General features: G+C 75.7%; 7 protein-coding genes. 5 read left to right on the plus strand and 2 right to left on the minus strand.

The window, feature by feature from the left end; genetic code table 11:
* Positions 1-91: 91 nt before the first annotated feature.
* Together O7612_RS15850 and O7612_RS15855 are read left to right on the plus strand one after the other, a co-directional pair.
* Positions 92-1,072: an ATP-binding cassette domain-containing protein gene (locus O7612_RS15850; RefSeq protein WP_282265184.1), complete on the plus strand. Its 981-nt coding sequence runs from the start codon at positions 92-94 to the stop codon at positions 1,070-1,072.
* The gene (locus O7612_RS15855) at positions 1,069-1,896 is read left to right on the plus strand and encodes an ABC transporter permease (protein WP_282265185.1); all 828 of its coding nucleotides are present in this window, start codon (positions 1,069-1,071) and stop codon (positions 1,894-1,896) included. The genes O7612_RS15850 and O7612_RS15855 overlap by 4 nt, the downstream gene beginning before the upstream one ends.
* On the opposite strand, the gene O7612_RS15860 is transcribed toward O7612_RS15855, so the two are convergent.
* A complete protein-coding gene (locus O7612_RS15860; protein ID WP_282265186.1) occupies positions 1,856-5,080 on the minus strand; it encodes a BTAD domain-containing putative transcriptional regulator in 3,225 nt (1,074 codons plus the stop codon). The genes O7612_RS15855 and O7612_RS15860 overlap by 41 nt on opposite strands.
* A 49-nt stretch (positions 5,081-5,129) precedes the next feature.
* Positions 5,130-6,368, minus strand: coding sequence for a hypothetical protein (locus O7612_RS15865; protein WP_282265187.1), 1,239 nt, complete (start codon positions 6,366-6,368; stop codon positions 5,130-5,132).
* A gap of 266 nt (positions 6,369-6,634) precedes the next feature.
* On the opposite strand from O7612_RS15865, the gene O7612_RS15870 reads away from it, so the two are divergent.
* From O7612_RS15870 to O7612_RS15880, 3 genes are all read left to right on the plus strand, one after another.
* Positions 6,635-8,284: an ABC transporter ATP-binding protein gene (locus O7612_RS15870; protein WP_282273934.1), complete on the plus strand. Its 1,650-nt coding sequence runs from the start codon at positions 6,635-6,637 to the stop codon at positions 8,282-8,284.
* 50 nt (positions 8,285-8,334) lie between these two features.
* Entirely contained in the window at positions 8,335-10,014 is a 1,680-nt protein-coding gene (locus O7612_RS15875) for an ABC transporter ATP-binding protein (protein WP_282273935.1), read from the plus strand.
* A 61-nt stretch (positions 10,015-10,075) separates the two neighbouring features.
* The gene (locus tag O7612_RS15880; RefSeq protein ID WP_282265188.1) at positions 10,076-10,780 is read left to right on the plus strand and encodes a VOC family protein; all 705 of its coding nucleotides are present in this window, start codon (positions 10,076-10,078) and stop codon (positions 10,778-10,780) included.
* Positions 10,781-10,788 lie beyond the last annotated feature (8 nt).

Consider the following 10,788-nt stretch of genomic DNA (forward strand, 5'->3'; position numbering starts at 1 on the left):
CGGGTGTCACCGCCGGCGGTGACACCCGGGCGCGGAGGCGTGTCGGCGCCGTGTCAGCGCCGTGTCAGCCGACCGGCGCACGCTGCACGACATGACAACTGATCTGATGATCGAGGCCGAGGGTCTGGTCAAGACCTTCGGGCGCACCCGGGCGCTGCAGGGCGTGGACCTGGCCGTGCCCCGGGGCACCGTGCTCGGGGTGCTCGGCCCGAACGGGGCCGGCAAGACCACCGCCGTGCGGATCCTGTCCACGCTGCTCGCCCCCGACGCCGGCACCGCCCGGATCCACGGCCTCGACGTGGTACGCCAGGCCGAGCAGGTCCGGCAGTCCATCGGCCTCACCGGCCAGTACGCCTCGGTCGACGAGGACCTGACCGGACGGCAGAACCTCGAGTTGTTCGGGGTCCTGCTGGAACTCGGCCGGGCCGGTGCCCGGCGGCGGGCCACCGAGCTGCTCGAGTGGTTCGACCTGACCGCCGCCGCGCACCGACCGGCCAAGACCTACTCCGGCGGGATGCGGCGGCGGTTGGACCTGGCCGCCAGCCTGGTCGGCTCACCGGAGGTGATCTTCCTGGACGAGCCGACCACCGGTCTCGACCCGGCCAAGCGCGAGGACATGTGGGACGTGGTCCGGTCGCTGGTGGCCGACGGGGCGACCGTGCTGCTCACCACCCAGTACCTGGAGGAGGCCGACGCCCTCGCCGACGCGATCACGGTGATCGACCACGGCCGGGTCATCGCGCACGACACCCCGGAGGGGCTCAAGCGGGTCGTCGGCGGGCAGACCCTGGAGGTCCGGCCGGCCGACCCGGCGCACCTGGCCCCGACGGCGGCGATCCTGTCCGGAGTGGGCTCCGGCTCACCCGCCGACGAGATCCGGCGCGGGGTGCTCGCGGTGCCGGTCGCCGACGACACCGCGCTGACCGAGAGCGTGGCCCGGCTGGCCGCCGCCGGCATTCCGGTCATCGAACTCTCGCTGCACCTACCCAGCCTCGACGAGGTGTTCTTCACCCTGACCGGCCGGACCGCGGCCGACGACGACACCAGCGCCCGTACGGAGGTCGCCGCATGAGCACCCTGACCGGTACCCCGCCGAGGACCGTCTCGCGGCTGTCCAGGGCGGTGGCGAACCCGCGCCCGCTGCGCCTGCTGCGGCACTCGTGGGCGCTGGCCAAGCGCAGCCTGATCAAGACCTGGCGCACCCCCGAGGCACTGATCGACGTCACCCTGCAACCGGTGCTCTTCCTGGTCATCTTCGTCTACGTCTTCGGCGGTGCGGTCGCCGGCTCCACCCACGACTACCTGCAGTTCCTGCTGCCCGGCATCCTGGCGCAGACCATCGCCACCGGGTGCATCGCGATCGGGGTGAACCTCAACGCCGACATCGCCAAGGGCATCTTCGACCGGTTCCGGTCCCTGCCCGTGCCCCGGTCCGCACCGCTGGTGGGGGCGGTGCTGGGCGACGTGGTGCGGTACGTGATCGTCACCGCGTCGACCCTCGGGACCGGCTACCTGATGGGCTTCCGGATCGAGTCGGACCCGCTGCGGGCCGTCGCCGGCTGTCTGCTCGCGGTGCTGTTCGCGCTCTGCCTGAGCTGGCTGCCGGTCTTCGTATCGATGAAGGTGCGCACGCCGGGCGCGGTGCAGGGACTGATGTTCGCGCTGATCATGCCGCTGAGTTTCGCGTCCAACGTGTTCGTCGCCGCCGGCACCCTGCCGGGCTGGATGCAGGCCGTGGTGACGGTCAACCCGCTGACCCACCTGGTGACGGCGATGCGCGGGCTGTTCCTCGGCACCCCGGTCGGCAACCACGTGTGGTGGACGCTGGTCTGGTGCGCCGGCTTCGTGGCGGTGTTCATGCCACTGGCGCTGCGGGCGTACCGCCGGAAGGTCTGACCCGGCCGAGCAGCTCGTCCATCAGCTCCCGGATCCGGGTGACGGCCGCGCCGGGTGGGAGGGAGCGCCATCCGGCCAGCACCGGCTCCCGCTGTTCCTCGTCGACGAGGGCGGCGGCGAGCCGGTCACCCGTGCCGGGTGGGAAGAACGTCGCCGAGTTGCTGCCCAACCGGGTGCCGAGCACGTGCAGCTCCCGTGCGGTGCCGACATCGGCACGGTACGCGGCGAGTTCGGCCCCGCCCAGCGCCCATGTCCCGATCACCGGCAGGTCCCGGGAGGACACCGCCTCCCCGCCGGCCCGCACGAGCAACCCGACCGCCCGGGCCTCGGCGGTCCACTCGCCGGCCGGCCACACCTGGGCCACCCGCAGGTGGAACACCGCCACCGCGACCAGGAGCACCACCCGGGGCTGCGGCGGTGGACCGGTCCATCCGGCCAACGCCCTGGTCACCGCGTCGGCGTGGCCGAGCGCCTCGGCGTACCGGCCGCGCCGCCAGGCGAGGTGGGCCAGGCCCAGGCACGCCTGCGCGGCGTCCAGCTCCGCACCCTGCCCCGGTGTCGCGATCTCACCCAGTCGCCGCTCGGCGGCCGGGTCACCGGCCAGGGCGAGCTGCACGTCCAGCAGCACCCGGATCGAACGGGAGTCCTGGGTGGTGCCGATCAGGTCCATGTGGTGCACGCTGCGGGCCAGCCACTCGGTGGCCCGCCCACCGTCCGAGGCGGTGACCGCGTGCCCGACGGCCTGCGCGGCCATCGCCATCCCCCAGTGGTCGCCGGCCGCCTCGAAGCGGTGGTACGCCTGCTCCGCGTCGGCCACGGACGCGTCCGGCAGGCCACCGCTGTCCCGGATCGCCGCCCGGGCGAACAGCCCGAACCCCTGCACGTACGGGTCCGGATGGGCGATCAGCACCGCGGTGGTCGGCAGCGCCTCGCTCGCGTCGAACAGGGCCAGGGCGGGCAGCGCCGAGGCGAGCGCGGTCAGCCGGGAGGAGACCTGCCCGGGCCGCTCCGCCAGCAGCCGGCGCAGCGCCCGTTGGGCGAGCGCGGCGAGCCGGAGCGGACCGCTGATGCCGGCGTTCACCGACACCAGCAGACAGGCCCAGGCGAGCCGGTCGGCGTCGGGCAGCGGCCGGCCACCGGACCGCCCGGCCAGGATCGCCGAGTCGGCGCGACGGGCCGGGTCGTCGACGAGCAGCAGGCCGCGGGCCCATCCGGAGACCTCGACGTGCAGACCCCGTACGGTCCACAGGTGGAACAACGCGGTCGCGACGTCCACGGCCGCCGGCTCGTCGTCGTACCCGAGCGCCCCGCGCAGGCCGGCGACGAGGTTGTCCTGCTCGGCGGCGCACCGGGCGAACGCGTCGAGCTGGTCGGGGCCGATGAACCGGTCGGCGAACCGGATCGCCTCCCGCTGCGCCCAGCCGACCAGGCCCTCCGTCGCCGCCTGGCGGTCACCGGCGGCGTCGAGGCGGGCCTCGCCGTACTCGCGGACGGTCTCCAGCATCCGGTAGCGGGGCGGGCCGTCCCCGTCGACCAGGGTCAGCAGGGACTGCTCGACCAACGTCGCCAGCCCGCGTCGGACGTCGGCGGTCCCGGCGACGGCGGCGGCCAGCTCGGCGGTGAACGGGGCGGGGACCACAGAGACCCGCTGGAGCAGGTGCCGGTCGGCGGGCGCGAGCAGCTCCCGACTCCAGTCGACCATCGCCCACAGGCTCGCGTGCCGTTCCGGCAGGCCGCGCAGCGCGGCGTCGAGCAGCGCGAACCGGTCGGTCAGCCCGGCGAGCACGTCGTCGATCGGCATGTGCCGCAGCCGGGCGGCGGCCAGTTCCAGGGCCAACGGCAGGTTGTCCAACCGGTGGCACAGCTCCAGCACCCGGGCCGTGTCCCCGGTGGAGGCCGCGCCACCGGCCCGGGCCCGGGACTCGATCAGCTCCAGCGCGTCGGCGTCCGGCAGCACGGTCAGCCGGTGGACCCGTTCACCGGCCAGGCCGAGCGGTGCCCGGCTGGTCGCCAGCACGGCCACCTCCGGTGGGGTCACCGCGACCAGGTCGGCGACCACCGTCGCCACGGTGTCCAGCAGGTGTTCGCAGTTGTCCAGCACCACCAGACCGTCGAGGTCCGGCGCCAGCGCCCGCAGCCGCTCGCCGGGGCTGAGCACCCGACGTTCCAGACCCAGCGGGCCGCCGGCCGCCGTGGTGTCCGCCCCGCCGAGGGCGGCGAGCACGGTGGGCAGGACCTCCTCGGGGGCACGCAGGCCGGCGAGTTCGACCACCCGGGCCGGCCGTCCGGCCCCGACCGTGCGCCGCACCAGCTCGGCGGCGAGCCGGGTCTTTCCCGCGCCACCGGTGGCCACGACGGTCACCAGGGCCGTCTCGGTGAGTGCCGCCTCCACCACCTCGACGTCCCGCTCCCGACCGACCAGGGCGGTCCTCGGCCGACGCCACGCGGCGGGCACGGTGCTCCGGGGCGCGGTGACCGGCGGCGTCAGGACGGCGGCGGGGGCGGTCAGCTCGCCGCGCAGCAACGACAGGTGCACCTGGGTGATCACCGGCGACGGATCGGTGCCGTACCGGTCGGCCAGTTCGGCACGGAGCCGTTCGACCACCTCCAGCGCCTCGGCGTCGCGGCCCTGGGCGGCGAGCACCCGGACCAGCAGGGCCGCCGACGGCTCGTCCGGCGGGGTACGCGCGACGAGCCGGCGCAGGTCGGTCTCGTCGTGCCGTCCCGCACCGGCCAGGGCGGCTTCGGCGCGCAGCGCGGTGACGTCGGCGAACAGCCGGGTGTGCTCCGTGGTGTCCAGCTCCGGGACCTCGGGGAACAGCGCGCGGGCCGCGTCGGCCGCCACCCCGGCGGCCGGCACGTCACCGGCCCGCAGGTCGGCCCGCCCCCGCTCGACCAGGCTCCGGGCCCGCACGGCGTCGACGGTGACGTCCTCGGCGGGCAGCCGGTATCCGCCCGGCACGGCGACCACCGGCAGTCCGAGCCGACGGACCCGGGACATCAGCGCCTGTACGGCACCGGTCGCGCCGTCGGGTGGCGTACCGTCCCACACCGCGTCCACCAGCAGCGGGGTGGAGACCGCCCGGCCGCGGGCGTCGACCAGCGCCCGGATCACCGCGGCGAGGCGTTCGCCCCGGACCGGCCGGCCGTCGACCGCGAGCGGGCCGAGGATCGTGATCTGCACGGGTCCAGCATCCCTCACCCGCCCGTCGGACCGTCGCCCGTCCCCGGGGTCAACGACCGGTACGCCGCGCCCGTGCGGCCCCGACCATCGCCACCAGCAGCAGGCCGGCGACGATCACCCCCACCCCCAGCAGCAACGACCGGACCCCACCGGTGTCGGCCCGGCGACGACCGGCGTCGACCGCGGCCGGTGCCGGGGCGGACGACGACCCGGCGGCCGGCACGGACCCGGCCGGCGCGGCGACCGACGGGGACGGCACCGGCGACCCCGCTCCCCCGGGCAGCGCGTAACGCAGGACCGTGGGCCGGGTTCCGGCCGGCTGACCGGCGGTCTCGGAGACGGTGAGCAACGACCGGCCGTCCCGGCTGTAGCTGACCGACTCGCCCTGCGGCTCGTCCGGCAGCGGGACCACCCGGGGCGTGCCGCCGGTCAGCGCGGCCACCACGTCGCCGTCGGTGACGTCGAACTCGAACGCGTCCGCGTAGGTGCGCAGCACCACCCGACGCCCGTCCGGCGCGGTGGCCCCACCGGTGACCAGTCGACGCCCGAGGAACGAGTACGGGTTCGCGGTCGTGGTGGCCGGCAGCCGGACCTGCCCGGCCCGTCTCATCGGCACCGTCGCCCCGGCGCGCAGCGGCCCGGTCGGCAGGTACACGCCGGCCTCCCCGGCCTGCTTGGTCACCAGCACCGGTCGGCCGTCCGGGCCGAGCAGCAGCGCCTCCGCGTCGTGTGGGCCGTCGGGGTAGGACAGCCGGTGCAGCACCGGTCGGCGGGAGCCGGGCGCGAGCCGCCACAGGGCCACCGTGGACCGGACCCGGTCGTTGTCACCGATGTCCGCGACCCAGACCGTCCCGTCCGCGCCGACCGCCAGGTCCTCGGTGTCGCGGGGACGCGAGGGGTAGGGCACCGACCGCACCACCGCGCACCGGGTGTCAAGGAAGAAGATCCGCCGCCGGGACGCCTCGTCGGCGCCGTCGTTGACCACCACGAACCCGGAGTCGGTGGCGACCATCCCGGAGATCTCGGTCAGCCGCTCGTCGCGTACCCGGCACACCACGGCCGGAGCCACGGCGCGGGCCGCGCCCGGAAAAGCCACCGAAGCCGCACCAGGCAGGGCCAACGGAGCCGCGCCCGGCAGGGCCACCGAAGCCGTGGCCGGCAAAGCCGCCGAAGCCGCACCAGGCAGGGCCGCCGAGGCCGTGGCCGGGACGGCGGTGGGCAGCAGGATCGCGGCGATCAGCCCGGTCGACCAGCCGGCCCGTGCTGGCGTACCGCCACGCCGCGTCATCCGTTCTCTCCCCCGCCGTACCGGCGGCGGTTCTCCACCGCCGAGGATCCGTCGACAGGGAGCTTGTCCGTTCGCCGTCCGCCACGTCAACGCGGGGGCGGGGCGGCCGGCACGGGGGGCACCCGCCGAACGGGCCGACATGTCCGACGATCGATGGTTAGCCTGGGCCGGTGCCCCCACGGTTACCCCACCCCGATCCCGGCACCCCGGACACGGCGGGGCCGTTGCGGTACATCTGGTGGCTGGTCCGCTGCCAACCGGGGCGGGTGCTGCGGGGCGGGCTGATCGGCACGGTCTGGATGGTGGGGCTGTCGCTGCGGCCCTTCCTGATCGCCCGGGCCGTCGACGACGGGCTGCGCACCGGGGCCACCGGGGCGCTGCTGGGCTGGTCCGCCGCGATCGTCGCCGCCGGGATCGCGGTGGCCTGGGCGGGCATCCTGCGGCACCGGACGATGACCTACGTCCGGGAGGATGCCAGCGCCCGTTCGGCGGCGGTGCTGCTACGGCAGCTCGCCCGGGTCGGCGCGGTGCTGCCCCGCCGGCTCGCCGCCGGTGACGTCGCCACCGTCGGCGGGTACGACATCGTGCGCACCTCGCAGGTGCTCACGCTGACCGGTCCCGGGGTGGGCGCGGTGCTGGCGTACGCGGTCGCCGCCGTGGTGCTCTGGTCGATCGACCCGTTGCTGGCGGCGGTGACGCTGCTGGGGGTGCCGGCGGTCGCCTTGACCATCGGGCCGTTGCTGCGCCGGCTGGAGCGGGCCGAGTCGGTCTACCGGCAGCGGCAGGGGGAGCTGACCACCCGGGCCGACGACATCGTGGCCGGTCTGCGGGTGCTCGCCGGGGTGGGTGGTCGGCACCTGTTCGCCCGCCGGTACGTCGCACGGTCGCAGCGGCTGCGGGACGAGGGGTACCGGGTGGGCGCGGTGCTCAGCTGGGTCGACGCGCTGACCACCGTCGTCCCCGGGGCCTTCCTCGCCGCGGTGGTGTGGCTCGCCGCCCGGATGACCGCCGAGGGCGAACTCACCGTCGGGCAGTTGGTGGCCGTCTACGGCTACGTCGCGGTGCTCGTCGTGCCGGTCTGGTTCCTGTTGGAGGGGAGCTACCAGTTGATCCAGGGACGGGTCGCCGCCGGCCGGATCGTCGACCTGCTCCGGCTCACCCCCGACCCGGTCGGTGGCCCGGTCACCCACGCCGCTCCGGCCGGCCCGGCGGAGCTGCACGACCCGGACACCGGCCTGACGGTCGGGCCGGGCCGGTTGACCGGCGTCGCCGCCGACGACCCGGCCGAGGCGGTGGCGCTGGCCGACCGGCTGGGCCGGTACGTCCCCAGCGCGGTGACCTGGGGCGGGATCCCGGTGACCGGGGTCGGGCTGGACGAGGTACGGGCCCGGATCCTGGTCGCCGACCACGACGGGTACCTCTTCGCCGGCACGCTGCGGCAGATCCTGGCCGGCCCGGCCGGTGGGGACGCCGACGACGCCCGGATCGGCGCGGCGCTGGACGTGGCGTCGGCCCGGGACCTCGCCGAGGGCCTCCCCGCCGGCCTGGACACCCCGGTCGGTGACCGGGGCCGCACCCTCTCCGGAGGCCAGCGGCAACGGGTCCGGCTGGCCCGCGCCCTGCTCGCCGAGCCGGAGGTGCTGATCCTGGTCGACCCGACGTCGGCGGTGGACGCGCACACCGAGGCGCGGGTGGCGCAGCGCCTGCGGCAGGCCCGCGCCGGCCGGACCACGGTGGTGCTGAGCACCTCGCCCGTGCTGCTCGGCCACGCCGACACGGTCGCCCACCTCCACGCCGGCCGGGTCACCGGCACCGGCCCGCACACCGCGCTGCTGGCCGACGACCCGGGATACCGACGGCTGGTGTCCCGCGCGGGCGGCACGGACGACGAGCCGGTCGGGCGGCCGGTCCGGTGACGCGGCTCCCGGTCGCGGGTGCCGCCGTGGTGCGCCGGGCCGCGCGGGACATGCTCGCCGGTGACCGGCGGGCGGTCGTCGTCGTGCTGGTGCTGCACTGCGCCGCCGCGCTCGCCGCGCTGGCCGCGCCGTGGCTGGTCGGTCGGATGGTCGACGAGATCACGGCCGGGTCGGGCACCGGCACGGTGGACCGGTTGGCGCTCGCCATCGGCGGTTGCGTGCTGCTCCAGGGGCTGCTCTCCCGCTACGCCCAGTACGCCGGACACCGGTTCGGTGAGCGGGCGGTGGCCCGGCTACGCGAGGACTTCGTGACCCGGCTGCTCGGCCTGCCCGTCTCGGTGGTGGAGCACGCCGGCACCGGAGACCTGGCCACCCGGGGTTCGGTGGACGTGTCCACGGTGGGCACCATGCTGCGCGACGTGGTGCCGGTGCTGGTCATCACGGGCACTCACCTGGTGCTGCTGTTCGGCGCGGTGTTCCTGCTGGACCCGCTGCTCGGCCTGGTGGCGCTCACCGGACTCCCGTCGATCCTGGCGGCGGTGCGCTGGTACCTGCGCCGGGCCACCCCGGCCTACCTGGCCGAGGGGGCCGCGACGGCGGAGCTGACCGAGGCGCTGACCACGACCGCCGAGGGCGCCCGCACCACCGAGGCGCTGCGGCTGGGCGGGGAGCGAATCGCCCACGGCACCCGACGCATCGGCGCGGTGTGGGCCACCCGCCGGGCCACCCTCGCCCTGCGGTCGGTGGTCTTTCCGGTGGTGGAGGGCAGCTATCCGATCCCGATCGCGGCCGTGCTGCTCACCGGGGGCATCCTGCTGGCCCGGGGCCGGGTCAGCCTGGGTGAGGTGGTCGCCGCCACGCTCTACCTGCAACAGGCGATCGAGCCGATGGACCGGCTGTTGCAGTGGGTGGAGCAGGCGCAGCGGGGCATCGCCTCGTTCGCCCGGGTGCTCGGTGTCGGGCAGGTGCCACCCGAGCCGCGCGGCCGGGCCGCCGTGCCCGTCGGACGCGCGGTGCAGGTGCGCGGGGCGACGTTCCGCTATCCGGACGGTCCGCGGGTGTTGCACGGCATCGACCTGACGGTCGCGCCGGGGGAACGGCTCGCGGTGGTCGGCCCGTCCGGGGCGGGCAAGTCCACCCTGGCCCGGCTGCTGGCCGGGATCGACGTGCCCGCCGAGGGAGAGGTACGCCTCGGCGGCGTCCCGGTCACCGATCTCGACCCGGCCGAGCGACGTCGCCGGATCGCCCTGGTCACCCAGGAGCACCACGTCTTCATCGGATCGCTGCGGGACAACCTGGCGTTCGCCGCGCCGGGTGTCACCGACGACCGGATGCGGGCCGCGCTGGCCTCGGTGGGCGCCGACTGGTACGCCGACCTGCCGGACGGTCTGGACACCCCGCTCGGTGCCGGGGTGCGGGACCTCGGCCCGGCCGACGCCCAGCAGGTGGCGCTGGCCCGGCTCGTCCTCGCCGACCCGGACATCCTCGTCCTCGACGAGGCGACCGCCGCGCTGGATCCGACGACCGCCCGGCGGACCGAGCGGGCGCTGGCCGCGGTGCTGGCCGGGCGGACGGTCGTCGCCATCGCGCACCGGCTCGACACCGCGCACGACGCCGACCGGGTGGCGGTGCTGGAGGACGGTCGGATCACGGAGGTGGGGCGGCATGACGAGCTGGTCGCCGCGGGCGGCGGTTACGCCGCGCTCTGGCGCTCCTGGCACGGCCACTGACCTTTCCCGGCCGGCGCACAATTGCCTTGTCGTCCCACCGGGTCGTGGCTACCGTGCGGGGATGCTCTCCCGACCGCTCACGGTGACCTATGACGCGCACGATCCGGTCCGCCTGGCACGGTTCTGGGCCGGACTGCTCCACCGGGAGGTCGTCGAGGAGGCCACCGGGGGCGTGCACCTGCCCGGCACCGACACCCAGCTCGGCCTCCGCTTCACCCCCGGTGCCACCGGCAAGAGCGGGCCGAACCGGATGCACCTGCACCTGACCAGCACCGACCCCGACGACCAGCAACGGCAGGTGGCGACCGCGCTGGACCTCGGCGGCACCACCCTCGACGTCGGGCAGCGGCCCGAGGAGCGGCACGTCGTGCTGGCCGACCCCGAGGGCAACGAGTTCTGCGTCATCGGACCGGGCAACTCCTTCCTCGCCGGCTGCGGCCCGCTCGGCGAGATCGCCTGCGACGGCCACCGGGCGGTCGGTCTCTTCTGGAGCGCGGCGCTGGGCTGGCCCCTGGTGTGGGACCAGGACGAGGAGACCGCCGTCCAGTCGCCGCACGGTGGCACGAAGGTCGCCTGGGGCGGGCCGCCGGTCACCCCCAAGCGGGGGCGCAACCGGCAACGCTTCGACCTGGTACCCGCCGGCGACCCGCGGGCGGCGGTCGATCGGCTGGTCGCTCTCGGGGCCACCCGGGTCGAGGTCGGCGCGGACGGCGTCGTCGTGCTGGCCGATCCGGACGGCAACGAGTTCGGTGTGCTGGCCGGCTGAGCGCGGGA

Source organism: Micromonospora sp. WMMD987, assembly GCF_029581435.1.
Classification (GTDB): Bacteria; Actinomycetota; Actinomycetes; order Mycobacteriales; family Micromonosporaceae; genus Micromonospora; species Micromonospora rifamycinica.

What these genes read in the sequence shown, in the direction of transcription:
- O7612_RS15850 (WP_282265184.1), top strand. Translation starts at nt 92, where the DNA reads ATGACAACTGATCTGATGATCGAGGCCGAGGGTCTGGTCAAGACCTTC.
- O7612_RS15855 (WP_282265185.1), top strand. Translation starts at nt 1,069, where the DNA reads ATGAGCACCCTGACCGGTACCCCGCCGAGGACCGTCTCGCGGCTGTCC.
- O7612_RS15865 (WP_282265187.1), bottom strand. Translation starts at nt 6,368, where the DNA reads ATGACGCGGCGTGGCGGTACGCCAGCACGGGCCGGCTGGTCGACCGGG.
- O7612_RS15875 (WP_282273935.1), top strand. Translation starts at nt 8,335, where the DNA reads ATGCTCGCCGGTGACCGGCGGGCGGTCGTCGTCGTGCTGGTGCTGCAC.
- O7612_RS15880 (WP_282265188.1), top strand. Translation starts at nt 10,076, where the DNA reads ATGCTCTCCCGACCGCTCACGGTGACCTATGACGCGCACGATCCGGTC.